Annotated in this window: 19 protein-coding genes; 11 read left to right on the forward strand and 8 right to left on the reverse strand. The window is 74.1% G+C overall.

Annotated elements, in window-relative coordinates; all coding sequences use genetic code 11:
- The first annotated feature begins 115 nt into the window (after positions 1–115).
- The 4 genes from ACH4S9_RS24570 to ACH4S9_RS24585 all read left to right on the forward strand — a co-directional run bounded on the left by ACH4S9_RS24570 (position 116) and on the right by ACH4S9_RS24585 (position 6,299).
- Complete coding sequence (locus tag ACH4S9_RS24570) at positions 116–3,391, forward strand: amidohydrolase family protein (protein WP_398373846.1); 3,276 nt, start codon at positions 116–118, stop codon at positions 3,389–3,391.
- Positions 3,392–3,466: 75 nt separating this feature from the next.
- On the forward strand, positions 3,467–4,309 hold the full coding sequence (locus ACH4S9_RS24575) for an inositol monophosphatase family protein (RefSeq protein ID WP_311723388.1): 843 nt from the start codon (positions 3,467–3,469) through the stop codon (positions 4,307–4,309).
- Between the two features lie 49 nt (positions 4,310–4,358).
- On the forward strand, positions 4,359–5,768 hold the full coding sequence (locus tag ACH4S9_RS24580) for an NAD(P)/FAD-dependent oxidoreductase (protein ID WP_361188631.1): 1,410 nt from the start codon (positions 4,359–4,361) through the stop codon (positions 5,766–5,768).
- Between the two features lie 84 nt (positions 5,769–5,852).
- Entirely contained in the window at positions 5,853–6,299 is a 447-nt protein-coding gene (locus ACH4S9_RS24585; RefSeq protein ID WP_311723846.1) for a nitroreductase family deazaflavin-dependent oxidoreductase, read from the forward strand.
- 7 nt (positions 6,300–6,306) lie between these two features.
- On the opposite strand, the gene ACH4S9_RS24590 is transcribed toward ACH4S9_RS24585, so the two are convergent.
- Positions 6,307–7,215, reverse strand: a complete 909-nt coding sequence (locus ACH4S9_RS24590; RefSeq protein ID WP_398373847.1) for a LysR family transcriptional regulator — start codon at positions 7,213–7,215, stop codon at positions 6,307–6,309.
- 97 nt (positions 7,216–7,312) lie between these two features.
- On the opposite strand from ACH4S9_RS24590, the gene ACH4S9_RS24595 reads away from it, so the two are divergent.
- Positions 7,313–8,224, forward strand: a complete 912-nt coding sequence (locus ACH4S9_RS24595; RefSeq protein ID WP_398373848.1) for a PhzF family phenazine biosynthesis protein — start codon at positions 7,313–7,315, stop codon at positions 8,222–8,224.
- An 89-nt stretch (positions 8,225–8,313) separates the two neighbouring features.
- On the opposite strand, the gene hemC is transcribed toward ACH4S9_RS24595, so the two are convergent.
- From hemC to ACH4S9_RS24620, 5 genes are all read right to left on the reverse strand, one after another.
- Positions 8,314–9,249, reverse strand: coding sequence for a hydroxymethylbilane synthase (gene hemC / locus ACH4S9_RS24600; RefSeq protein WP_398373849.1), 936 nt, complete (start codon positions 9,247–9,249; stop codon positions 8,314–8,316).
- Positions 9,250–9,329: 80 nt separating this feature from the next.
- Positions 9,330–13,448 carry an SAV_2336 N-terminal domain-related protein gene (locus ACH4S9_RS24605; protein ID WP_398373850.1) on the reverse strand — a complete coding sequence of 1,373 codons (4,119 nt, stop codon included), beginning with the start codon at positions 13,446–13,448 and terminating at the stop codon, positions 9,330–9,332.
- Positions 13,449–13,451: 3 nt separating this feature from the next.
- Positions 13,452–14,420 carry an AAA family ATPase gene (locus ACH4S9_RS24610; RefSeq protein WP_398373851.1) on the reverse strand — a complete coding sequence of 323 codons (969 nt, stop codon included), beginning with the start codon at positions 14,418–14,420 and terminating at the stop codon, positions 13,452–13,454.
- Positions 14,414–16,894, reverse strand: a complete 2,481-nt coding sequence (locus ACH4S9_RS24615) for a trypsin-like peptidase domain-containing protein (RefSeq protein ID WP_398373852.1) — start codon at positions 16,892–16,894, stop codon at positions 14,414–14,416. Before ACH4S9_RS24615 ends, ACH4S9_RS24610 begins: the two co-directional genes overlap by 7 nt.
- Positions 16,895–16,897: 3 nt before the next feature.
- Positions 16,898–17,401 (reverse strand): CU044_2847 family protein, encoded by a 504-nt coding sequence (locus ACH4S9_RS24620; protein WP_361193971.1) that lies wholly within the window; start codon positions 17,399–17,401, stop codon positions 16,898–16,900.
- Between the two features lie 152 nt (positions 17,402–17,553).
- On the opposite strand from ACH4S9_RS24620, the gene ACH4S9_RS24625 reads away from it, so the two are divergent.
- The 4 genes from ACH4S9_RS24625 (at position 17,554) to ACH4S9_RS24640 (ending at position 21,404) form a co-directional block, all read left to right on the forward strand.
- Positions 17,554–19,026 (forward strand): AlkA N-terminal domain-containing protein, encoded by a 1,473-nt coding sequence (locus ACH4S9_RS24625; protein WP_398373853.1) that lies wholly within the window; start codon positions 17,554–17,556, stop codon positions 19,024–19,026.
- A gap of 61 nt (positions 19,027–19,087) precedes the next feature.
- The gene (locus ACH4S9_RS24630; protein WP_398373854.1) at positions 19,088–19,597 is read left to right on the forward strand and encodes a methylated-DNA--[protein]-cysteine S-methyltransferase; all 510 of its coding nucleotides are present in this window, start codon (positions 19,088–19,090) and stop codon (positions 19,595–19,597) included.
- Between the two features lie 86 nt (positions 19,598–19,683).
- The gene (locus tag ACH4S9_RS24635; protein ID WP_398373855.1) at positions 19,684–20,235 is read left to right on the forward strand and encodes a SigE family RNA polymerase sigma factor; all 552 of its coding nucleotides are present in this window, start codon (positions 19,684–19,686) and stop codon (positions 20,233–20,235) included.
- Positions 20,232–21,404 carry a TolB family protein gene (locus ACH4S9_RS24640; RefSeq protein ID WP_398373856.1) on the forward strand — a complete coding sequence of 391 codons (1,173 nt, stop codon included), beginning with the start codon at positions 20,232–20,234 and terminating at the stop codon, positions 21,402–21,404. Before ACH4S9_RS24635 ends, ACH4S9_RS24640 begins: the two co-directional genes overlap by 4 nt.
- A gap of 54 nt (positions 21,405–21,458) precedes the next feature.
- Here ACH4S9_RS24640 and ACH4S9_RS24645 read toward each other — a convergent pair whose 3' ends face one another.
- Entirely contained in the window at positions 21,459–22,205 is a 747-nt protein-coding gene (locus ACH4S9_RS24645; RefSeq protein WP_398373857.1) for an SIR2 family NAD-dependent protein deacylase, read from the reverse strand.
- 105 nt (positions 22,206–22,310) lie between these two features.
- Here ACH4S9_RS24645 and ACH4S9_RS24650 point away from each other — a divergent pair, with 105 nt between their 5' ends.
- On the forward strand, positions 22,311–23,030 hold the full coding sequence (locus ACH4S9_RS24650) for a hypothetical protein (protein WP_311723373.1): 720 nt from the start codon (positions 22,311–22,313) through the stop codon (positions 23,028–23,030).
- Positions 23,031–23,193: 163 nt separating this feature from the next.
- Entirely contained in the window at positions 23,194–23,616 is a 423-nt protein-coding gene (locus ACH4S9_RS24655; RefSeq protein ID WP_311723372.1) for a hypothetical protein, read from the forward strand.
- A gap of 53 nt (positions 23,617–23,669) precedes the next feature.
- Here the strand turns inward: ACH4S9_RS24655 and ACH4S9_RS24660 are convergent, their stop codons facing one another.
- Positions 23,670–24,785 carry an ADP-ribosylglycohydrolase family protein gene (locus ACH4S9_RS24660; RefSeq protein WP_398373858.1) on the reverse strand — a complete coding sequence of 372 codons (1,116 nt, stop codon included), beginning with the start codon at positions 24,783–24,785 and terminating at the stop codon, positions 23,670–23,672.
- Positions 24,786–24,903: the final 118 nt, after the last annotated feature.

The raw sequence follows: 24,903 nt of genomic DNA on the forward strand, positions 1-24,903 counted from the left end.
GCCCCTGCCCGGATGCGATTAAGTTCAGGTAACACCTATTTCTGCGGGCTGTTCCCCCGCTTGACCCTGCCTTTAGGTTCGGCGAGATCGTGATCTTCAAGCGGAGGGTACGGCTGTGGGCATATCACGCAGAAAGCTGATCCGGCGCGGCGGGCAGGCGGCTGCCGGCGCCGGAGGTCTGTGGCTGAGCGGCGGGCTGACCGGGCTCGCGCCGGCGGCGAACGCGGCCGAGCACGGAGAGAAGGCCGACAGCACGGGCAGCGCCGCGGACGAAGCCACCCGGCGGATCACCGTCACCCAGGCGACCAACGCCTCGGCCGCGCTCTCCCCGGACGGCCGGACGGTCGTCCTCGATCTGCTCAATCTGCTCTGGACGGTCCCGGCCAAGGGCGGCGAGGCGGGCCGGCTCACCGATATCGACCAGGAGGCGACCGAGCCCGACTTCTCGCCCGACGGCCGCCACCTGGTCTACCAGTCGTACACCGACGGCAACTTCCACCTCTGGCTCGCCCGCGCCGACGGCACCGGGGCCCGGCAGCTCACCAAGGGTGCCTCCGACCACCGCGAGCCGCGGTTCTCCCCGGACGGCAAGCGGATCGCCTACGCCGGGGAGGCGGACGGCCGGTACGCGATCCACGTACTCGACCTCGACAGCGGCGCCACCAAGGTGTGGGCGCCGGGCAAGGACGCCACCGCCCAGGAGGCGCAGCCCTTCTGGCACCCGGACGGCACCGCCATCGCCTTCACCAGCGGCAAGGGCGACGCCCCGCAGTCCATCGTCCGCGTCGACGCCGACGGCAAGCGCACCACGCTCGTCGCCGTCACCGAGGGGCGGGTGGCGGGCCCCTCCTTCTCGCCGGACGGCTCCCGCTTCGCCTATGTCCACCTCGCCTCGGCCGCCACCGCCCTCGTGGTCGACGGCCGGACCGTGTCCGACCCGGCGGAGGACGTTTTTCCGTTCGCGGCCCGCTGGCCGTCCAAGGACGAGGTGTTCTACACGGCCGACGGAAAGGTGCGCCGCCGCAAGGTCCCCGGCGGCAAGGCACAGGCCGGCAAGGCGGAGGACATCCCCTTCGCCGCGCACCTCACCGTCCCCCGCGTCCAGGAGCGGCCCGCAGCCCGCGACGCCGACGCAGCCCCAGCCTCCACCGCGCCCCGCCCCGTCAAGGGCATCGTCTCCCCGTCCCTCTCGCCGGACGGCGAGCGGATCGCCTTCGCGGCTCTCGGCGACATCTGGATCGCACCTGCGAGCCCGCTCAGAGGTAAGGGCTCGCCCAAGGCCGTCGTCTCCGACGGACACCTGAACACCGACCCCGCCTGGTCCCCCGACGGCTCCACCCTCGTCTACGTCAGCGATCGAGGCGGCAGCGGCAACGGCGGCGCCGTCGACCTGTGGACGTACGACATCGCCGACGGCACGACCCGCCGGCTGACCGACCTCCAGGACGCGGCCTCGGGACCGACGTTCAGCCCCGACGGCGCGAGCGTCGCCTTCGGCCTCGGGTCGGGCACCCTGCACACCGTGGACGTGGCCACCGGCGCCGTACGCAAGGTCGCGGGCCCCCTCAACGCGCCCGGCAGGCCCACCTTCTCCGCCGACGGCCGCAAGCTCTCGCTGGCCGCCCTGGCGCCCGTCACCGCCCGCTACCGCGAGGGCTTCAACCGCGTCCTGACCGTCGACCTGGCCAGCGGCGAGGCGCACTACGACGACCCGGTCCCCGGCAAGTCCCTGGTCAACCGGATCGACGCCGGGCCCGTCCACTCGCCCGACGGCAAGCACACCGCGTACGTCGTCGGCGGCACCCTGCACCTCAGCGCCCTGGACGCCGCCGGGCGGCCGACCGGGACCGCCCGCCGGCTGAACGGCGAGACCGCCGACTGCCCGAGCTGGAGCGCCGACTCCAGCTCGCTGCTCTACCTCTCCAACGGCAGGCTGCGCCTGGCCGACGCCCGCACGGGCCGCGCGCGCACCGTCCCGGTCAAGCTGACCTGGCGCCCCGCCAAGCCGTCCGGCCGCACGGTGGTGCAGGTGGGCGCGGTGTGGGACGGCACGAGCGAGTCGCTGCGCCACGACGTCGACATCGTCATCAAGGACGACCGCATCGAGTCCGTGGTGGCGCGCGGATCGGTCCGCGCCGGAACCGGCGGCCGCACCGTCGACGCCCGCCACCTGACCGCGCTGCCCGGCCTGATCGCCGTCCATGAACACGGGCCCTGGCAGCGGGCCGACACCATGAAGCTGTGGCTGTCCTTCGGCATCACGGCGGTGCGCTCGCCCGGCACCGCCCACTACGCGGCCGTCGAGGCCAAGGAGGCCACCGCCTCCGGGCGCCGCGTCGGCCCCCGGGTCTTCGCGGCCGGCGATCTGATCGACGGCTCGCGCATCTACTACTCCTCCGGCCGCCCCGTGACCGACACCGAGGAGCTGGAGCGCGAGCTCGACAAGGCCGAGGCGCTGGGCCACGACCTGGTCAAGACGTATGTGCGGCTGCCGTACGCGATGCAGCGCGCCGCCATCCGGGGCGGCCACCGGCGCGGGATGCGCGCCACCTCGCACTACCTCTTCGGCCCGCTCGGCCTCGGCGCCGACGGCACCGAGCACCTCGGCGGCACCAGCCGCTACGGCCGCCGCCAGAAGGAGACCCACCTGGGCCACGCCTACGACGACATGACCGAGCCGCTGATCGCCTCCGGCATGTCCTTCACCCCGACCTTCGGCCTGTCCGGCGCCGGACTGCCCGCCACCCGCGCGGCGCTCTACCGCTACGCCGAGTGGGCGGTCGGCGACCGGCGGCTCACCTCGCTGATGAGCGAGGCGGAGTACGAGGAGTTCCGTACGGGCGTGGCGGACGCGCGGCAGACGGTCCCCACCGACCTGCTGGCCTTCGTCGCCCGGCACGGGGCGACGGTGCGCAGGCTGCTGGAGGGCGGGGCGCACGTCGGGGTGGGCACCGACAGCCCGCTGGTGCCCCCGGCCATCTACTACCACCTGAACCTCCAGGCCATGGTGCGCTACGGCGCCACCCCCCACCAGGCGCTGCGCTCCGCGACCGTCGAGGGCGCGCGGACGCTGGGCATGAGCGCGCGGATGGGCACCGTGGAGCCGGGGAAGCTCGCCGACCTGGTGCTGGTCGAGGGCGACCCGCTGAGCGACATCAAGGCGGCCGCGGCGGTGCGGCGCGTGGTGCTGGGGGGTGTGGTGCACTCGGTGGACGACCTGGCCGGCGGGAAGTCCGCAAAGGCCGCGTCCACGGGCACGGCGTCCGCACGTAGCGCCGCGGCCGTACGGACCGCTTCCGCCTCCGCGGAGGTGGCCGACGTACCGCAGGGCCCCGCCCGGGAGCAGTACTGGTGGCACCGTGAGGAGCACGCCCACCACACCTGCTGCTGAGGTCGTTCACGCGGCGGCCATCCCATGGCCGCCGCGTGGACACCGGCCGTCGCCGGGGCATGGTTCGATAAGGGCATGATCGAGCAGTTTCTCGCCGGTGATCTGTCCGACGTCGAGGAGGCGGTGCGCAAAGCGGCCGCCGCCGAGATCATGCCGCGGTTCCGGCAGCTCGCCGACCACGAGATCGTGGAGAAGAACGGCCCCCACGACCTGGTGACGGTCGCCGACCGGCTGGCCGAGGAGCACCTGACCGCCTCGCTGACCGCGCTGCTGCCCGGCTCGGCCGTGGTGGGCGAGGAGGCCGTGCACGCCGACCCGGCCGTGCTCGGCGCGCTGGGCGGCGACGCGCCGGTGTGGATCGTCGACCCGGTCGACGGCACCCGGCAGTTCGTGCACGGCGACCCCGGCTTCGCGACCCTCGTCAGCCTCGCCCACCACGGCGAGGTGCTCGCCTCGTGGACCCTCGCCCCGGCCCTCGACCAGATGGCCGTCGCGCGCCGCGGCGGGGGAGCGGTGCTGAACGGCGAGCCGATACGCGCCGGACACCCGGAGCCCGGCAGGGATCTCGAAGTCGCCATCTCCCACTACGACTTCACCACCGACGACGAGAAGCGCGCCCTGTCCGTACTGCGGACACCCGGGGTCGCGCCGCGCCCGTGCGGCTCGGCCGGGCTCGAGTATCTGAACGTGGCCCGGGGCCAGCTCGACGCGGTGGCCTTCACCTGGGAGAACGTCTGGGACCACGCCGCCGGGCTGCTGCTGGTCGCCGAGGCGGGCGGCGCGAGCGCGACCCTGACCGGCGATTCGTTCCGCATCACGGGCGGAAACGCGCTTCCTTTCACCGCGGCGCGGGACGCGGCGACCGTACGGCATATCCTGAGCCTGCTGGCTGCCCCGGCCGACCGGGTCGCCGGCTGACCGATCCTCAGAAACCCTCGGGACGGGGAGGAGAGCCGACGTGCCGTCCATGCTCGACGCGGTCGTGGTGGGTGCCGGGCCGAACGGGCTGACCGCGGCCGTCGAACTGGCCCGCCGCGGCTTTGCGGTGGAGGTCTTCGAGGCCGCCGACACGATCGGCGGCGGCGCGCGCACCGAAGAGCTCACCCTCCCCGGCTACCGGCACGACCCCTGCTCCGCGGTGCACCCGCTGGGCGTGGGCTCCCCGGCCTTCCGCGCCATGCCGCTCGCCCGGCACGGCCTGGAGTGGCTGCACCCCGAGCTGCCGCTGGCCCACCCCTTCCCGGACGGCACCGCCGCCGTCCTGGCCCGCTCGGTCGGTGAGACGGCCATGTCGCTGGGTCCGCGCGACGCCGGTACGTACCGCCGGCTGGTCGCCCCGTACATCGGGAAGTGGGACACCCTCGCCCGCGACTTTCTGCGCACCGCGTGGGACGGGGTGCCCGCCGACCCGCTGACCTGGGCGCGCTTCGGGCTGCACGCCATCCAGCCCGTCACCCTCCTGGGCCGCCGCTTCCGCGACGAGAAGGCGCGCGCGATACTCGCCGGGATGGCGGGCCACGCCATCTCCCCGACCAGCGGCATCGCCACGGCAGGCCTCGCGCTGTTCTTCGCGCTCGCGGGCCACGAGGTGGGCTGGCCGGTCCCGCGCGGCGGCTCGCAGGCCATCTCGGACGCGCTCGGGTCGTATCTGCGCGAGCAGGGCGGCGCGATCCATGTGGGGGTGGAGGTCAAGCGGCTCGACGAACTGCCGCCCGCCCGCGCGTACATCTTCGACACCTCGCCGACCGCCCTGGCCCGGATCGCCGGGCTCGGCCACGCGTACCACCACTTCCGCTACGGGGCCAGCGTCTTCAAGGTCGACTACGCCCTGGACGGCCCGGTGCCCTGGACCGCGCCGGAGGCCCGGCGGGCCGGCACCGTCCACGTCGGCCCCACCGCCGGCGAGATCGCCACCGCACTGCGGGCCGCCACCGGGGGGCGCGCCCCCGACACCCCCTTCCTGATCACCGCCCAGCCCGGCGTGGTCGACGACTCGCGCGCCCCGGCGGGCAAGCATGTCTTCTGGGCCTACGGCCATGTGCCCCGCGGCTGGGACGGGGACGCGACCGACGCCATAGAGCGGCAGATAGAGCGCTTCGCGCCCGGCTTCCGGGACCTGGTGCTCGCGCGCGCGGTGGCCGGGCCGCCGCAGCTCGCCGCGCGCAACGCGAACTACGTCGAAGGCGACATCGCGTGCGGCGCCTTCGCGGGCCTCCAGACGGTGATCCGCCCCAAGCTGGCGCGTGTCCCGTACGCCACGGCGCACCCGTCGGTCTTCCTGTGCTCCTCGGCCACCCCGCCGGGGCCCGGGGTGCACGGGATGTCCGGGCACCACGCGGCGCGGGCGGTGTGGCGGCGGCTGAGCGGCCGCGACTGACCCCGGCCCCGCCGGAATGCTGAAGCCGCGGCCCGGCGTTGCACCCTGAAAGCCGTGGCCGAACCGACGATGGGACAGGAAGCCATGCCTCTACAGGGTGAGTACGAGCCGAGCCCCGAGAAGTGGGTGCGCGATCAGGTCGAGCGGATCGAGAGCTCTGGTGGCACCAAGGGAATGTCGATCCGCGGGCTGCCGGTCATCCTCCTGACCACCCGGGGCGCGAAGTCCGGCAAGATCCGCAAGTCCCCGCTCATGCGGGTGGAGCACGAGGGCGCCTACGCCGCGGTCGCCTCGCTGGGCGGCTCGCCCAAGAACCCCGTCTGGTACTACAACGTCGTGGCCGACCCCCGGGTCGAGCTGCGGGACGGCACGGTGAGCCGGGACATGACGGCCCGCGAGGTCCACGGGGAGGAGAAGGCCCAGTGGTGGGCGCGCGCGGTCGAGGCGTACCCCGACTACGCCGACTACCAGAAGAAGACGGACCGCGAGATCCCCGTCTTCGTGCTGGAGCCCGCGGCCGAGGACCACTGACGGACCGCTAGCCGTCTCCGTCTCCGAGGAGACGCGTCAGCTCGTCGGCGACCAGTTGGGCGGCGGGCGAGGTCCAGCGCCTGCGGTGCCGGGTGAGCTGCACCGGCACGGGCGGCACCGCGGGCCCGTCGACCCGGGCCAGCAGGCCGTCGCGCAGCTGCCGCTCCACGGTCGCCTCGGGCAGCAGCGTGAGCCCGAGCCCGGCGGCCACACAGGCGCGGGCGGCCTCGATGCTCCCGAACCGGGTCAGCCGGGGCGGCGGGCCGGGCAGCGCGAGCAGGGAGCGCGCCAGCCGGTCGCTGTACGAGCAGCCCTCCTCGTGGACGAAGAAGCTCTCCCCGGCCAGCTCCGCCCACCCCGCCTCGCGCCCGGCCAGCCGGTGGCCGGGCGCGGCCACGTACACCAGCGGTTCGTGTGCGATGGGCCGCGTCACCAGGTCGGCCGCGTCGATCTCCGGCTCCAGGAGGAGCACCAGGTCGAGCCGGCCCGAGCGCAGCCCCTCCATGGCCGTGGCGGTGTCGGCCGTGTGCAGATGGACGTCCACGCCCGGGTGGGTGCGCCGCAGCGAGGCGATCACCCGGGGCAGATGCGACGAGCACAGCGACTCTCCCGCGCCGAGCGCCACCTGCCCCTCCACCGCGCCGTCCGCCCCCTCGCCGTTCCCGGCCGCCGCGGTGGCCCGCAGCCGGGCCTCGGCGTCCAGCACCCGCTCGGCCTCCTCGAGCAGCCGCCGCCCGGACGGGGTCGGCGTCGTGCCCGCGGGCAGCCGGTCGAACAGGCGCGTGCCGAGCTCCCGCTCCAGCGAGCGGATCTGGACGGTCACGGTGGACTGGGCGAGGTGCAGCTCGGTGGCAGCGGAGGTGAAGCTGCCGGTACGGGCCAGGGCCACGAAGGTGCGCAGAAGTCTGGTGTCCATCGGCATCCGATCCTACCTGGGTGTATCGAGATTCTCGATGGACGTGAGCGAAAACAATCGTTGGACGCGATGGGGGAGGCGGTGACACGGTTACTCCATGACCACCGCACAGAGCACCGACAGCGCGCTCGACCACGTCCTCCGCTACTCCGCCTTCACCACCGACCCCTCCGGTGGCAACCCCGCCGGGGTGTTCCTCGACGCCGGGGCCCTCGACGACGCCGCGATGGTGGCCATCGCCGCCCACGTCGGCTACTCCGAGACCGCGTTCATCACGGCCGGGGACGAGGCCGCGCGCCGCTACGGGCTGCGGTACTTCAGCCCCCGCGCCGAGGTTGCCTTCTGCGGCCACGCCACGATCGCCACCGCCGTCGCGCTCGCCGAGCGCATCGGCCCCGGCGAGCTGGTCTTCGACACGATGGCGGGCGAGATCCGCGTGGCGACAACCCTGGGCGGAGGGGAGGGCGGGGGCGGCGATGCCGGTACGGCCCCGCAGGCCACCCTGACCAGCGCGCCCACGCACTCCCGCCCGGCCGACGAGGCCGTCACGGAGCAGGCGCTGAAGGCCCTGCGCTGGACCCGGGACGACCTGGACCCGGCCCTTCCGCCGCACATCGCCTTCGCGGGCAACGACCACCTCGTCCTCGCCGCCGCCACCCGCGAGCGGCTCGCCGACCTGGACTACGACTTCGACGCGCTGGAAGAGCTGATGCGGGTCCAAGGGTGGACCACCGTCCACCTGGTGTGGCGCGAGTCCGCGGACCGCTTCGACTTCCACGCCCGCGACCCGTTCCCGCCCGGCGGCGTCGTCGAAGACCCGGCCACGGGCGCCGCGGCGGCCGCCTTCGGCGGCTATCTGCGGGCGCTCGGGCTGGTGTCGGAGCCGGTGCGGGTGCGGATCCGGCAGGGGGAGGACATGGGGCGCCCCAGCGATCTCGTGGTGGACATCCGGCCCGACGACGAGCGCGTGCGGGTGACGGGGCGCGCGGTGCGCATCCCTGAGGCGTAGCTCGCGACGTTTGTGGTGAGTATGAGACGGCGACACGCCGCGCCGTCGGCGTGTCGCCGTCTCATACTCACCACAAATTCAGTGGCCGCTCAGTGCGGGATGGTGTCGATCACCTCGCGCGCCCCCTGGCGCAGCAGGGCCACCGCCACCGAGGTGCCGAGTGTGGCCGGGTCCAGCGGGCCGGCCCACTCGTGCGCGTCCAGCACCGTCTTGCCGTCCGGGCTGAAGACCCGGGCGCGCAGGGAGAGCCGGCCGTCGCGCTCGGCCCTGGCGTAACCCGCGATGGGGGAGTTGCAGTGGCCCTGGAGCACATGCAGGAGCATGCGCTCCGCCGTGATCTCCTTCCAGGCGTCCGCGTCGCCGAGCCCGGAGACCGCGTCGATGGTCGCGGTGTCGTCCTCGCGGCACTGAAGCGCCAGCACCCCGGCGCCGATCGGCGGGCACATCGTCTCGACGGGCAGGATCTCGCTGATCCGGTCTGTGCGGCCGATGCGCTCGAGCCCGGACACGGCCAGCAGCAGCGCGTCGGCCTCGCCCGCGTCCAGCTTCTCCAGGCGGCGGTTGGCGTTGCCGCGCATCGGCACGCACTCCAGATGCGGGTGGGAGACGGCCAGTTGCGCGATACGGCGCACCGACGAGGTGCCGACGCGCGCGCCCTCCGGCAGCTGATCGAGCGTCAGCCCGCCCGGGTGCACCACCGCGTCGCGGATGTCGTCCCGCTTGAGGTAGGCCGCGAAGACCGTGCCAGCGGGGAGCGGACGGTCGGCGGGCACGTCCTTGACGCAGTGCACCGCCAGATCGGCCTCGCCCGCCAGCAGCGCCGCGTCGACCTCCTTGGTGAACGCGCCCTTCCCGCCGAGCGCCGACAGGTCGCCCATCCACCGGTCGCCGGAGGTGGTGACCGGCACCACCTCGGTACGGATGCCGGGTCGCAGCTGGGCGAGTTCGGCGCGGACCCGCTCGACCTGCGCGAGGGCCATGGGGGAGGAGCGGGAGACAATGCGGATGAGGTCGGTGGACGACATGGCGTACACCATAGGCCCTCCGCAGCGCGCCCCCGGCACCGGCCGGTGGCACCCCCGTACGCTTCCCCCGTCCGGGCTGGTCAGCCCGGCGGACCGCCGTCCTGTGGGGTGAAGCCCTCGGCGAGGAGGGCGGCCAGGTCCCAGAGGGCGTGGACGGTCATCGGGTGCAGGGCGTTGAGGTCCAGCTGCTGGTCGCCCGCCAGGTGGGGGTCGTAGGGGATCAGCACCACGGCGCGGCACCTGCCGTCGAAGTGAGGTAGGACGCGGCCGTGTGGCGTGGTCTTGACGGTGTCGGGGCGCATGTCCGTGACGACGACGATGCTGCGGCGCAGCAGCTCCGTGTGGCCCTGTGCGCTGAGCCGGTCGAAGGTCGCGTCGGCGTCGCTCGGCGGTCCGCTGTGCTCCGCCGACCAGACGAGGATCAGCTGATCGGAGGCGTCGAGGGCGCGTAGCGCCGTCTCACTGGCGGCCGGACTCGCTGCCGCGTGGATGAGCGCGAGCGGGTACCGCATGCCGAGTGTGTCCATGACGCGCCGGTAGGCGGCGTCCTCGATGGGACGGCCGCGGGAAGCGGGGTTGTAAGTGAGGATGGTGAGACTGTCGTCGGCCCGCGAGGTGAACCGAAGGTTCCTGACAGCGAACAGACCGGGCAGCTGCCTGGCCAGATCGCTCAGCCGCGCACCGATCCCGCGCCGTGAGAGGCGGGTGAGGTGGCCCGCGCCCGGACCGACATCGACCGCGATGGCGTGCTGCTGCAGTGTCCGGGCGAAGACCCAGCCGAGCGCGAGGATGGTCCTGGCCGCGTCATCGGTGCCCTCGCGGAGACCGAGCGCCGCGATCCGGTGGCCGGAGGCCGAGGGAGTACGAATCGGCTCGGGCCTTCCTTCCGGTTCGCCGCCGTCGCTGGGCTGCGTATGCCCGATTACCTGGGAGAAGGCGTGCGCGACCGTGCGTGCCGTCGGCCGCTCCCGGGGCGGGGTGAACATGCAGGCGGCAATCAGGGTCCGTAGCGGCACCCAGGCCGTGCCCTCCCAACGGGACTCCCCGACGATGTTGATCCCGAGCCGCTCGTCGGTGGTCAGCTGACCACCGCCCAGGGCTAGCAGGATCTCGCCGAGTGCGTAGATGTCGTCGTCGAGCGTGAGATGCCTGCTCAGCGACGGGTACTCCTGGTGGATGACGGCCGTCTGCCAACCGATCAGCTTCACCGTACCGTCGACGATGAGCACCGTGTCCGTCGTCAGATGGCCGTGCTCCATCCCCTCGGCCGAGCAGACGCTCACCGCCTCCGCCAACTGCATACCGAGGATGGCCGCCGTCCGCGCGTCCCATCCGTCGGCCGTGCCGTCGGAGAGCAGGGCGGTGAGGGTGCGGGCCGGGGAGCCGTCGGGGGCGACGATCAGCTCCTCGGCGATCCACGGAGGTTCGCCTTCGAGGTCTTGCCCCAGCAGTCTCGGCGCATATCGGCCCGCCATCCGGCGCAGTGCCTCTACTTCCGTACTCAGAGCGAGCAGCGTGCTCCGCCGCTTGGTCCTAGAGCCCATCGTGCGCAGCACGGCGGACTCCCCGTTGGGGTCCCGTCCGAGATACGCGGTCGTGCCGTTGTCGGTGCGGACGTGGCCGTGCAGGGTGAACGGGCCGAGCCGGCGAGGGTCCTGGTCCGACAGGGGCGTCCAGCCATGGGCCCGTTGCTCTCTGCTGAGCTCCGGGGCGGATTCCGACACGGGCACGGGCGGCGGTGTGGCCGGATCGGACCCTCCGAAGGCCTCCCACACCTCCCGCGCCGTCGGCCGGTCGCGCGGATCGGGCGCCAGAGCGGCCAGCACCACATGGCGCACCGACCGCCAGGGGCCGCGCCAGTGCGACAGGTCGTATGCCACCTCCGAGCCGCTGAACCGGGCCCCGCCGCCGAGGTTCAGCAGGATCTGGGCGAGCTCGAGGACGTTGTCCTGGGGGGCCGGTACCAGGACCGGGTTGGCCGGTGACGGGACGCCGTCGACGCAGGCCGCGGACCAGGCGGTCAGGTAGAGCCCGTCGTCGGAGACATAGACGGTGGACTGCCGGAGGTCCCCGTGCGCCATGCCCTCCGCGGCGCACACCCGCACCGCGTCCGCGAGTTGCCGGGCGATCGCGAAGGCCCGGTCTCCGTCGCCGCTCAGTGGGACCTCGCTCAGCCGCTCCGCGGTGAAGGGCTCTTCGGCGATCCATGGCGTCGCGCAGTCCAGGTCCTGCCGCAGCAGCCTCGCCGCGTACCGGCCGTCCATCCGGCGCAGCGCCTCCGCCTGCACGCGGAGCAGGTCGGCCGCCTGCGGCCCGTTCGCCGTGAGCGCGGTGTGGATGACGACCTGTTCGCCGTACGCGTCCTCGTCCCCGATGTAGGTGGTGACGCGGAACCCCGACGGGTCGGCCATCCGCAGCGTGTACGGACCGATGGTGCGCGGGTCCTCCGGCCTCAGCGGACGCCAGCGGTGCGCCGGCAGTGACACTGCCCTCGCGACCGGCGACGCGCCCAGCCGGGCCGCCAGCCGCTGCTCCACCGTGCCGAAGGGCCGGGCCCGCGCCGGGAGGTGGTCGGCGCCGGACGGGTGGGCGAGCCAGGCCGGGAAGTCGGGGGAATTGCCCGCGAGTTCCTTCAGACGGCGACCGATCAGCTCGCGGGTCTCGTCGAGTTCGGGCAGCGGCACGGCGCCAAGCAGCGCGCGCCGGACGGTGTCGGTGAAGGTGAAGGGGCGGTGCTGCGGCGGGAACGGCCCCGGGCCCGCCGAGGCCGGCGGCTCGGCCGGGCGCATCAGCCCGCCGAGGAAGACCTCGGCCAGATGTCCCGTGTCCGCCCGCCACTCCACCGCCTCCTGCACCAGCCGCATCACGGGCACCGGCAGTGGAGCGACCGCGGCCAGGTGGGCCGCCAGGCGGTACGCCTCCGGCGAGGCCGCCTCCCGGAAGCGCAGAAGACGGCTCAGGTCGTCCCCGGGCCTGGCAGGGCCGGGCGGCGCGGCGGCCGGGCGGCGCGGGCGTGGCGGGGCCAGCAGCGGGAGTACGGCCGTGCCGCTCGCGGAGGCGATCAGCCGGGCCCAGTCGGCGAGCGGCCCGGCGTCCGGCTCCAGGACGGGCACCGGGACGCCGTCGAAGCGCGCGAGCTCCGGGGGCAGGACGGGGTCGGTGACCGCCCAGTCCGCGCCCGGCGAACCGGGCCTGCGGGTGCGCACCTGCCAGCGCTGCGCGCGGATCCCGGTCCCCTCCCACAGGCGCGGCGGCAGCGCGTGCATCACGGCCGTCGGCCCGTGGCCCGCCCAGCGCTCCAGTACGGCGGACATCCGGCCGTCCCGCCACGCCGCGCCCACCCCGTCGCTCAGCACCAGCACCAGCGAGTGCCCCGACGGGTCGGACACGGCAGTGACGGGGAGGACGGGCGCCTCGGGGACGTACGGCTTGGCGCGCAGCACGGGCGCGTCGCCGCCCCGCGTGTGCAGGCCCAGGACCCGTACGACGCGGAAGGCCCCGGCGCGCTGGAGCAGGGTGCGCAGCTCGACCGCCAGCCGCCGCCACAGCAGCATCGACATCCCGTCGTCGACGACGAGCGCCAGATCCAGCCAGCGCTCGCGGGCCGGGCGGGTGACCACGTCAGGCAGGCCGGTCTCGGCGAGCGCCGTCGCGGTGGCGACCTCGTCCACCTCCCGCTTCAGCGGGTTGGGCCGGTGCTGCTTGAGCGGGCGCAGCGCCCGGCCGATGGGCAGCTCGGCGCGCAGCGCCTTGGCCTCCGGCACGCGCAGCGGCAGCGCGCGCCGCGTGGCGGGCGGCGGGGGAGCGCCGGGGGCGGGGGACGCCTCGATCGCGCCGTACAGACCGCTCGTGCCGCCGGCCGGCCCGCTCTGTCGTGACGGCGTCCGCCGTGGCGGCGTCTGTTGTGACGGCGTCTGCCGTGACGTCGGCGAGGGCACGGTGGGAGCGTCCGGCCGTGGCGGGGGCGAGGCGGCGGGGCCCGGCGCCGGGGTGCTGGGGACGGCCCCGGCGGCCGTACGGGCGCGCTCCAGCGGCGCCCCCGTCCTGGCGGCCCCAGCTGGCAGCCGCGTGGCCAGCCAGAGCGCGTCGAGCAGCTGCTCCTGGGACAGCTCCGCCCCGCTGTCCGACAGGATCGCGAGCGCGTCATCCAGCTGCCCGAGCGCCTCCGGCCCTCGCCCGCCCCGACCTTCCCCCGCCACGGGTCACACCACCCCGCCCAGCCGGTGCAGCACCGCGTCCAGCAGCCCGTCCGCCGACAGGTCCACGCCGCTCGCGCGCAGGAACACCGCGTTCAGCAGCTGGTCGGTGGCCAGTTGGCGGGCGGAGCGGCGGCGCAGGAAGGCCTCCAGCAGGCGGTCCACGTCGTCCAGCGCGTCCTCGCCCAGATGCGCGGTGACGATCTCCCGCAGCCTGGCCTCGTCGGGGGTGGGCAGCTCCAGGCGTACGCAGCGGCGCAGGAAGGCGGGCGGGAAGTCCCGCTCGCCGTTGCTGGTGATCACGACGACGGGGAACTCCTGGCAGCGCAGCCGCCCACGCCGTACCGTGGCCCGCTCCTCCGCGCGCTCGGTGAGCACCTCGACCACCGACTGCTCCTCGGGCAGCCGGGCCAGCTCCGGGATCTCGAACTCTCCCTCCTCGAAGACCGTCAGCAGGTCGTTCGGCAGATCCACATCGCCCTTGTCGAGCTCGTCGACCAGCAGCACGCGGGGGCGCGGGCCGGGCACCAGCGCCGTGCCGAGCGGCCCGAGCCGTACGAAGCTGCCCAGGGGAGGCTCGGCGTCGCCGCGGTCGCGGCTGAGCGCGGTCTCCCGCAGCCGCCCGATCGCGTCGTAGCGGTAGAGGGCGTCCTGCACGGTGGAGCGGCTGTTGACCGGCCAGTGCAGGACCTCGCCCAGGCCGAGCTCGTGGGCGATGGCGCGCGCCAGCGAGGACTTGCCCGTGCCCGGGTGGCCGGTGACGAGCAGCGGGCGGCGCAGATGCAGCGCGGCGTTCACCACGTCGGCGTGTTCCGGCGAGATGAGGTACGGCCGGGTGGGGGCGGGGCCCTCGGCCGGGCCGCCGTCGGGCGCGACGGGGCCGAAGGTGCGCCAGGGCGGGGCGGGCGGCATCTCGACCGGGCGCTGTCGGCCGTCTCCGTGGAACAGCCGCCAGTCGTCGTACGTGGTCACCATGCGAAATCCTCCGGGTCGGAGTCGGTCGGGTCTGCCAGTTCCAGCACGGGCAGCGGCCGGCCGGCGTTCGGCGGTGGCCCGCCGGTGTCGGGCGGCGGGGGCTCGGGGTCCACGGACAGCCATGGGTCCACCACCCGTTCGTCGGCCGAGCCGTCCGACCACACATCGTCCGACGGGGGCCCAGTTGCTCCCGGTGGCGGCGGCTCGTCGAGACTCTCCGCTTCCGTCGGGAGAGACCTCGACTCCAGGCCGAGACGCACCCACGTCGGCCGCAGGCGCGAAGGCGTCTCCTCGATAACCACTAGGGAGGGCCCGTCGGTGGCCATGTGCGACAGGGTCCCGCCCACCACCAGCTCCTCGGGCTCCTCCTCCGGCACCGGCCGCCCCGCGCCGTCCGGCGGCAGCAGGGCGGGGTCGGCCCACGCCAGCACCGGGCGGCCGGGGCAGGTCAAGGGGCGCTGAAGCGCCATGGCCCGGTAGATCCGCACCTGCTCCGGCAAGTGCCCGCGCGGGTCGGTGAAGTGGCCGAGGGCGGGGGAGCCGGGCTTGTCGCCGCGGTCCCACAGCACCACCGGCACACCCGCGGCCAGACACGTCTGCACGGCGGCGGAACGGCGCTGCCCGGACGCCACGATGTTCGCCCGGCCCGCGAACCGCCGCTCCATCAGCAGCCCGTACAGAGCCCGCGGGCTCTCGGCCGCCTCGTCATCGATGTGCAGGGGCTCCTCGCTGTCCAGCCGCCGCCACCGCTCCCGCCAGTCGGACAGGATCCCGTCGCCGCCCCGCTCGCGCAGCTCGGGGCAGTTGACCACCACCGGGTACTCCGCGCCGAGCACCCGCGGCAGCGGCTGGTCCGGGTCCTCCCAGTCGTCGAGGGGCAGCTCCAGCGAGTCGCGGTCCACGACCAGTTCGACGACCGGGAGCACACTGTCGTCCGCCCGGCGCAGCGGACCGACGACCGCCAGGATCTCCCGGGCCACTTCGCCCGATGTCCGCGGCCGCTGGTCCTGCTCCGAGACCGGCTGCGGGCCGGATCCGTCGTCGCACCACAGCCGCATGCGATAGCGCTCGGCGCCGTCTTCGCGGGAGGGCAGCGCGCGTAGTTCGACCAGCACGCGCGGCGGGTTCAGCCGCCACTTCCTCGCCCAGTCCGCGGCGTCCCTGCGGCGGTCCAACAGAGCCGTCTCGGACACGCCGAGCCGCTCGGCGACCCGGTCGCACCACTGCCGCAGTGCCGTGTCCCCTCCACCGGCCCGGGAGCAGGCCGCCGCCACGTACTCGACGGCACGCAGCAGCCTCGGCACGGCCACACCGCCGTACGGGGCCGACGCGATGTCGCCGTGCAGTGTCTCCAGGTGTTCGACGAGCGCGGCGTGGCTCCCGCCGCCGTTGAACAGCGCTGCCGGCAAGGCGGCCAGCGGCAGCGCAGCCCGTACGGCGGCGGGGACGCGGGCCGCCGCGGGCGCGGGCAGCGCGTCAATGTGCTCGACCAGCCGTTTGTACTCATGGGGCGAGAGCAGCCGAGCCAGCCCGTGTCGGCCTGCCACGGCCAGCAGTTGGTCCGCCAACTCGTGAGCGGTGCGGCGCGCCGCCTCCACCAGGGCGGGCAGCGCCCGCTCATGGGTGAGCAGCAGTCGGGCGAACTCCTCGGCCGACGGCGCCCCGTCGGCGCGGTGGCCGAGGCCGCACTGGCGGGCGACGGCCCGCCCGCAGCGCGCCCAGCCATCGACCGCGGGCAGCGGCCCGTCCAGCAGGGTGACCAGCTCCCAGTAGGCGGGGTGATCGCGCACGCCGTCCTCGGGACCGGCGGCGAGATGGGCCAGCCCCCTGTCGTCCAGCTCCCGCCGGACGCGCTGCCAGGGGATGCCCCAGGCGCGGCGCACGGGACCCCCACGAATATCCAGCTTCGCGGTGACGAGCCCGACGACGGCGCTCTCGTCGTTCGTCCACAGCGGCCCGCCGCTGTAGGACTCCTCGATGTCGAGGGAGCGGACGCCCCCGTCGAAGTAGCCGAAACGGCCGTCGCAGTTGGTCACCTCGGCGTCGGCGAAGACGCCCGGCTCCCCGCTGCCGTGCCAGGCGCGGACCCGCTGCTCCTTGACCATGGGGTGCCAGGGCGGCGGCTGGAACGCGGGCGGCAGCGCCCCGGTCACGCGCAGCACCGCGAGATCGCCGTTCCATTCGTAGCCGCCGAGCCCGCCGTCGTCCGTCCGCGGCGGGATCCAGGCCGTCAGCTCGGCCTCGCGCTCGACGGTGACCCCCGGGGCGATGATCCGCACCCGGACCGTGACCGGGCCCGGGTGGTCAGAGGCCAGCGGATCGGGCCTGCCCAGGGCGCTGTTGACGACATGCGCGCAGGTCAGCAGGTGCCGGCCGGGGAGCAGCACTCCGGAGCCGGCCGGTTCGCCGTCGGCCTCGGCCAGGACGGAGACCGCGGGCCGCGAGGAGGGCCCGCGGGTGTGGAACCACCCCATGGCTCAGGCGGCGGGGCCGGAGCCGTTGCCCGGCCCGGCGGCGGCGACCTGGCCCTGGCCGCCGACCCCCTGGCCGCCAGCCGCCTGGCCGGCCCCCTGACCGCCATCCGCACCGGACAGCTGCCAGGTGGCCGAAACGGTCAGGCTGGCCTGTCCGTTGGCGCCCACGATGCCCAGCTTGAGGTCCTGCCCCACCTGCACACCGAACTGCACATTGATCTCGTGGGGCGGGTTCGGCGCGGCGCACACCGCGTCGTGCACCTCCTGGAGCAGGGGGCCCAGCGGCCGCAGCACCGTACGCAGCCCCTCCGCGGCCAGCGCCGCCGCGGCCCGCGACCCGCGCCCCACCGGCGTCACCCCGCCCACGCCGCCGATCCCGCCCGGTCTGCCGGGCCGCGAGCCCCCCGCTTCGCCGCCGGGTCCGCCGCTCGGGGCCGTGCCCACGGGGGCCAGCTCCAGGCGTACGGAGGTGTCGTCGGCAAGCACTATCTCGGCGTAGTCCGTCACCCTCCCATGATGCCGATCACAGCGCCGCTGGTCTGCCCTTTCACCCCAATGCGCCGTAGCTCGGCAAGGCGGGCGAACCCGTCGAGGGCGGCTCCGACCTCGATGTCGGATTCTCGCGAGCCCCGCCCCTCCCGATGTCCGATGCTGGAGTCATGCATACCGACACCGACCGGTGCCTACGGGCCGCGCAGGCCAAGGACGAGCGCTTCGACGGCTGGTTCTTCGTGGCGGTCGTCACCACGCGCATCTACTGCCGCCCCAGCTGCCCGGTCGTCGGCCCCAAGCCCGAGAACATGCGCTTCTACCCGAGCGCGGCGGCCGCCCAGCAGGCCGGTTTCCGGGCCTGCAAGCGCTGCCGCCCCGACGCCAGCCCCGGCTCGCCGCAGTGGAATGAGCGCGCCGACCTGGTCGCCCGCGCCATGCGGCTGGTCGCCGACGGGGTCGTCGACCGCGAGGGGGTGCCGGGCCTCGCCGCCCGCCTCGGCTACAGCACGCGCCAGGTCGAGCGGCAGCTGCGCGCCGAGCTCGGCGCGGGCCCGCTGGCCCTGGCCCGGGCGCAGCGCGCGCAGACCGCGCGGCTACTGATCGAGACCAGCGGGCTGCCGATGGCGGACATCGCCTTCGCGGCCGGGTTCGCCAGCATCCGGGCCTTCAACGACACCGTCCGCGAGGTCTTCGCGCTCTCGCCCACCGAGCTGCGGCAGCGGGCCAAGCGCGGCGGGCGGCCCGCGGCGCCGGGCGCGCTGACCCTGCGGCTGCCCTTCCGGGCGCCCCTGTGCCCGGACAACCTCTTCGGCCACCTGGTCGCCACCGCCGTGCCCGGGGTGGAGGAGTGGCGCGGCGGCGCGTACCGCCGCACGCTGCGCCTGCCGTACGGGCACGGGGTCGTGGCGCTGCGCCCTGAGCCGGACCACATCGCCTGCCAGCTGTCCCTCACCGACATGCGCGACCTGGCCGGGGCGATCAGCAGATGCCGGCGGTTGCTTGACCTGGACGCCGACCCCACCGCGGTCGACGAGCTGCTGCGCACCGACCCCGACCTCGCCCCGCTGGTCGACAAGGCACCGGGGCGGCGGGTGCCGCGTGCGGTGGACGCCGACGAGTTCGCGGTGCGCGCGGTGATCGGACAGCAGGTGTCCACGGCGGCGGCCCGTACACACGCGGCCCGGCTCGTGACGGCGCACGGCGAGCGGATCGAGGACCCGTCGGGCGGGCTCACCCACCTCTTCCCGACCGCGCAAGCCCTGGCCGGCCTGGACCCCGAGGCGCTGGCCATGCCGCGCACCCGCCGCGCCACGCTGATCGGGCTGATCGACGCGCTCGCCTCGGACCGGGTCGTCCTCGGTGTCGGCAGCGACTGGGACGAGGCGCGGGCGCGCCTCACCGAGCTGCCCGGGATCGGGCCGTGGACCGTCGAGGTCATCGCGATGCGCGCGCTCGGCGACCCGGACGCGTTTCTGCCGACCGACCTCGGGGTGCGGCGCGCCGCCACCGGGCTGGGGCTGCCCGCCACGCCGGGGGCGCTGACCCGGTACGCGGCGCGGTGGCGGCCCTGGCGCGCGTACGCCGTGCAGTACCTGTGGGCCACCGACGACCACCCCATCAACTACATGCCCGAACCGTAAGCGACCCGGAACCGCAAGAAACCCGGAACCGTAAGCAACCAGGAATCGAAAGAAACCCACCATGTCCCGCACCCACACCGTCATCGACAGCCCGTACGGGCCGCTCACCCTGGTCGCCGACGAAGACGCCCTGGCCGGGCTCTATATGACCGACCAGCGCCACCGCCCGGCCGAGGAGACCTTCGGCGCCCCCGGCGACCCCGACGAGTCCCCGTTCGCCGAGACCATCCGCCAGCTGCGCGCCTACTTCGCGGGCGAGCTGACCGAGTTCGACCTGCCGCTGCGGCTGTCCGGCACACCGTTCCAGCGCCGCGTCTGGTCCGAGCTGCGGCAGATCCCGTACGGCGAGACCGTCTCGTACGGGCAGCTCGCCGACCGCCTCGGCTCGCCGACCGCCTCCCGGGCCGTGGGCCTGGCCAACGGCAAGAACCCGGTCGGCATCATCGTCCCCTGCCACCGCGTCGTCGGCGCCACCGGCAGTCTCACCGGCTACGGCGGCGGTATCGACCGCAAGCGGCGGCTGCTGGACTTCGAGGCGCGCGGGCGGCAGCCGGGTCTCCAACTTTTTTGACGGACCCGACATAGCGGGGCGGCCCCGCACACGTCCAAGGAGGTGACAGACGACCGCGAGACGAAGACGACCGATCACGGGGAACCATGAATGACGAGGAAGAGCGCCGCTTCCGCGAATTCGTCGCGGCGCGCTCGCCCGCGCTGATGCGCACGGCGACCCTCCTGACCGGCGGCGACACCCACGCCGCCGAGGATCTGTTACAGACGGCGCTGGCGAAAGCGGCGGGGCGCTGGGGCAGGCTGGAGAGCCCCGAGGCGTATCTGCGGCAGGTGCTCTACCGGCAGCAGGTGAGCCTGTGGCGGCTGCTGCGCACGCGCCGTGAGACCACGGTGGCCGAACTCCCCGACGCCGCCGGGCGCGAGGATGCCGCCGACGCGGCCGAGCTGCGGATCCTGGTGCGCCGGGCGCTGGCCCGGCTGACGGCGCGTCAGCGCACCATGCTGGTGCTCCGCTACTTCGAGGACTGCCCCGAAGGCGAGGTGGCCGAGCTGCTCGGCTGCTCGGTGGGGACGGTCCGCAGCACCACGCACCGGGCGCTGGCCAAACTGCGCGCGCTGGTACCGGAGTTGGACCCCGCCGCCGCGCCCGGCGGCGGCCTCGGATTCGGCAACTCACCTGTGGAGGTGTGGAAGTGAACGCTGAACAGCTGGTGCGGGACACCCTCCACGAGTGGGCCGACGAGAGGACACCCCCGGTCGGGGCCGACCTGGCGGGGCGGGCCCTGCTGCGGCGCCGCCGGCGCCGGGCGACCGCGGTGACGGTGGCGGCCGCCGCCTTCGCGCTGCTGGCGGGCGGGGTGGTGGTGCCGGAGCTGGCGGAGCGCGATCAGCCCGGCCATTCGGGGCCGGGGCGGATGATGACCGGCGACGTGTCCGCGTATCCGGGCGAGTCGCCGCCGCGCCACCTGATCGCCGCCGGGGACGTCGCGGTGTCCGCGTACCAGGCGGACCGGAAGACCCACAACCAGGACGGGATGAAGCGGACCACCTACACCTGGCATCTCTACAGCCCACGGACGCAGCGCTACGAGAAGACGAACTGGGGCTGGCTGGATGTCGCCCCCGGCATGAAGCAGGCCGCCGTCCTGGAGAAGACGCTGCCCGCGTCCCGCGTCGGGATCCTCGATCTGGACACCGGGAAGGTGACGAAGTGGATCCCGCTGGAGCACAAGGCGGGCGGGGTGCAGTGGTCGCCGGACGGCAAGCGGCTGGCGGTCACTACGTACAGCGGCTATCCGGATATCGAGACCACCGCCCGCGATCGGTTCACGCCCCATGCGAGGACCGGCTATTACCTGGTCGACGTCGACTCGGGCCGGAAGGAATACCGTCCGATGGGCGTCGACATGGACGACGGGTTCGTCGGGGTCGGCCGTATCGACGTGCGGTGGAGCCGGGACGGCACGCTGCTGGTGGTGCTGGGACCGCCGGGCGGCGCCATCGAGACGTGGTACGACCTGGAAGGACGGGCGAAAGAGAAGGCCCCCCCGTACGAGGGCCTGGACGCGGCGCCTTCAAGCCTGTCGCCGGACGGGCGCTACTACACGGTGGGCGACGGGTGGACGGCGACCGTGAAGGAGACGGGGACGCACCGGACGGTTGGTCCGTCGAGCGGCATGGCACTCGCCTGGGCCGACAACGACCGCCTGGTGCGCTGGGAGTGCCCGCCGGATCGGCGCTGCACACGCGATTGGGGCGAGCGGCTGGTGCTGACCGACCCGACGGGGCGCATCAAGACCCCGCTCACCGGCTACCGCTACAACGACACCCCCCAGGACTGGGACCCGCGGATCACCCGCCGCTGACCGATGGCCCGGCGCCCGTCCGCTCCGCACGGACGGGCGCCCTCGCATCAGCCCTCAGCCCTCCGCCGCGATCCGCTCCAGCAGCGCGGGCAGGGCGGTGCCGATGGGCTCGCGGATCAGCTCGTCCGCGAGCTCGTCGTACGGCGTGGGCTCGGCGTTGACGATGATCAGCCGGGCGCCCGACTCGGCGGCCATCCCGGCGAGCGAGGCCGCGGGCTGGACCTGGAGGCTGGTGCCGACCGCGATGAAGATCTCGCATGCCTTCGCCACCGCGACCGCGCCCGTCAGCACCTCCGGGTCGAGGCTCTCCCCGAACATCACCGTGGCCGACTTCAGGATTCCGCCGCAGGCCAGGCACGCCGGGTCCGGATCGCCGCCCGCCACCCGCTCCAGGGCCTCCGCCATCTCGGAGCGCGCCTTGCAGCGCGTGCACACCACGGCCCGCGCCGTGCCGTGCAGCTCCAGCACCTTGCGCGCGGGCAGCCCGGCGAGCTGGTGCAGCCCGTCCACGTTCTGTGTGATCACCCGGACCGGGGTGCCCGACCGCTCCAGCCGGGCCACGGCCTCGTGTGCCCGGTTGGGCTCGGCGCGCAGCGCCTGGCTGTCCCGCCGCATCTGCCAGGAGCGGCGCCGGATGTCGGGGTCGGACATGTAGTACTCGTACGTCACCAGCTTCTCGGCTTCCGGATCGCGCCGCCACAACCCCTGCGGGCCGCGGTAGTCGGGGATCCCGGAGTCCGTGGAGATGCCCGCCCCGCTCAGGATCGCCACGAGCGGCCGGCGTGTCGCTTCGGTGCTCATGCGGCGAGCCTACGCACCAGAAACGGACGGAGGCGAGCGCGTTTATGCGGAGAGGTAGAGTCCGGCTCCGTATGTGATCGGCGCGGTGGAGGCGGAGAGTTCCGGATGACGCGGTCTGTGTGGCTGAGCGATACGAGTGTGACGACGTCGGCCAAGAAGGGGGATCCGCCGCCTCAGGACGGGCGTCTCACCCGGGAGATACGCGTCTCCGACGGCCCCGACCGCGCCGGCGGCCGGACCATTCGGACCGTGGCCTTCCCCGAGCGGCGATTTCCGCCCGGCGGTGGCCTCGCCGAGTACCGCGCCGCCCGCAAGCAGGGCGCCCGCGCCTTCACCCTCTGGGCCGACGCGCACCGCACGGAGGTGTTCGCCCAGGTCGTGACCAAGTCGGCGGCCAAGGGCAGCCCCGCCACGTACGAGGTGCTGGGCGCCGAAGGCGAGCCCCTGGCCCTCATCACCCGCGAACCGGCCATGAGGGGTGGCAGGGTCCGCAGCCGCTGGACCGTCCAGCAGGCCGGGGCACAGCCCGTCGTCGGGCTCAAGGGGCGGCCCTTCTGGTGGGGCGTGTGGTGGCTGCTCTTCCCGGTCCAGCTGGTCATCGTGGCCGGCAGCTTGGTCGCGGGCAGCGGCGACGTCGCGCGCACACCGCGCCGTACGAAGTGGCGCGCGGGGGGCCGGATCGTCCTCGACTTCCACAGCGGGGCGGGGGACAACTTCGAGCTCGACGTGGAGGAGGACGGGTGGGACGAGCGCGTCACCGCCTCGCTCCTCGCGGTGCTCGACAGCCACGAGGGCTGGCTGGGCAGCCCCTGGGACACGGAGTAGCGGTCGGGACATCGCGCGCGAATCGTCAACAACCGTGCCGGGATTGACAACGCCGGGTGCGGTCGCTCTCGCCATCCTGAGAAGCGTTCATGGGCCCGACGGGCGCTGAGGCGCCCAGTCGTGTCCGTTCGGGAAGCGAATGCTTCGGATGGGGAGTAACTCAATGCGTCTTCGTCATTCTCTGGCCACCGCGGGGATCGGTGCCGTACTGCTGATGGGCGGCACGAGTGTGCCTGCCCACGCCGTGTCCGCCGCTCCCGGCGTGTCCGCGGCTTCCAGCGTGTCCGCGGCCCCCTACGAGTCCGCGGCGCCCAACGAATCCCGGGGGTCCGCGGTGACCTGCTATCTCTACGTGGACCGGCGCCGCGGTTACTACAACGTGCGGAAGACCAAGAACCCCAGGGGAGGGCTGATCAAGACCTACCGCGGCAAGCGTCTGCGCGTGTGGGACAGGTGCGGTGAGACGGTGGGCAAGAGCTACCGGTGCGCGCAGGGTGAGGCCAAGGACAAGTACTGGGTCGCGGTGAACTACCGGGGCCGCAAGGGCTACGTCGGCTCGGCCTGTGCGGGAGGCCTGGGGCGCTGACCCCTGGGCCGCTGACCCGGGGCCGGCGCTGACCCGCGGCCGGCGCGGACCGATCACGCGCCTGCCGTGGCACCCCCGCTCAGCCCACCGGCCACCCGCGCCCCCGCCATCGCCAGCCGGTGCGTACGCGCCGCCAGGTCGCTGATCCGCGACCCGTCGAAGCCGAACACCGCGCTGCGCACCCGGTCCCGCAGCGGCTCGGTCCACTGCGGCGGGATGGCCGCCGCGCCGCACAGGACACCGGCGGCCGACCCGGCGGTCGCGCCGTTGGAGTCGGTGTCCAGGCCGCCGCGCACGGTGAGGGCGATGGTCGTGGTGAAGTCACCCTCTCCGTAGAGCAGTCCGGCCGTGATGACGGCGGCGTTGGGCACGATGTGGATCCAGTGCAGCCCGCTGGTCTCCCGCTCCAGCTGGTCCAGCGTGTCCGCCCAGGCCACCCCCGCCTCGTACAGGGCGGCCACCTTGCGGACCGTACGGGCCAGGCGGCAGCGCGGCGGGATCCGCACCAGCGCGGCCTCGATCGCCTCGCGCGGCCCGTCGGCCGTGAACGCGGCGGCGATCAGCGCGGCCGCCCACATCGCCCCGTACACCCCGTTTCCGGTGTGCGACAGCACGGCGTCGCGCCGGGCCATCGCGGCGGCGGCGCGCGGGTCGCCGGGGTTGACCCAGCCGTGGATGTCGGCGCGGATGAGGGCGCCGATCCACTCCTGGTAGGGGTTGTCGAGGGTGGCGGTGAGCGGTGGCTTCACTCCGGCGGTGAGATTGCGGTAGGCGACCCGCTCGGCGGTGAAGGTCTGGAGATAGGGCAGGCGCAGCAGCCACAGATCGCCGACCTGCTCGGTGGTGAAGGCGAAGCCGTGGGTCTCCAGGAGGTGCAGGCCCAGCAGGGTGTAGTCCACGTCGTCGTCCCGGCAGCTGCCGTGGATCCGGCCCCGGACGCACTCCTGCCACTCCGGGCGCAGCTCGAACTCCACGGGGTCGGGCGGGGGCTCCAGCGCGGGGACGTAGTCGGTCAGCGGCAGGGCGTCCGCGCGGCGCAGATAGCGGTCGATGCGCTCACGGGTCCAGTGATCGCCCCGCTCGACCGGTTTGCCGAGCATGTTCCCGGCGATGCGGCCGAGCCAGCCGCCGAGGATCCGGTCCGCGAGTGCGCTCCCGCCAAGGGCCATGAGTCAGGTGTACCCGAGCCGGGGCCCCGCCGCAGGCCGACACCGCGTCGCTGGGCAGGAGGAAGGCCGTCCGGATAGGGTCACCGCGGGGTGGCTGGACAGGCTGGGGGACGAGAGC

The sequence above is a fragment of the Streptomyces sp. NPDC021225 genome (assembly GCF_044332865.1).
Lineage (GTDB): Bacteria > Actinomycetota > Actinomycetes > Streptomycetales > Streptomycetaceae > Streptomyces.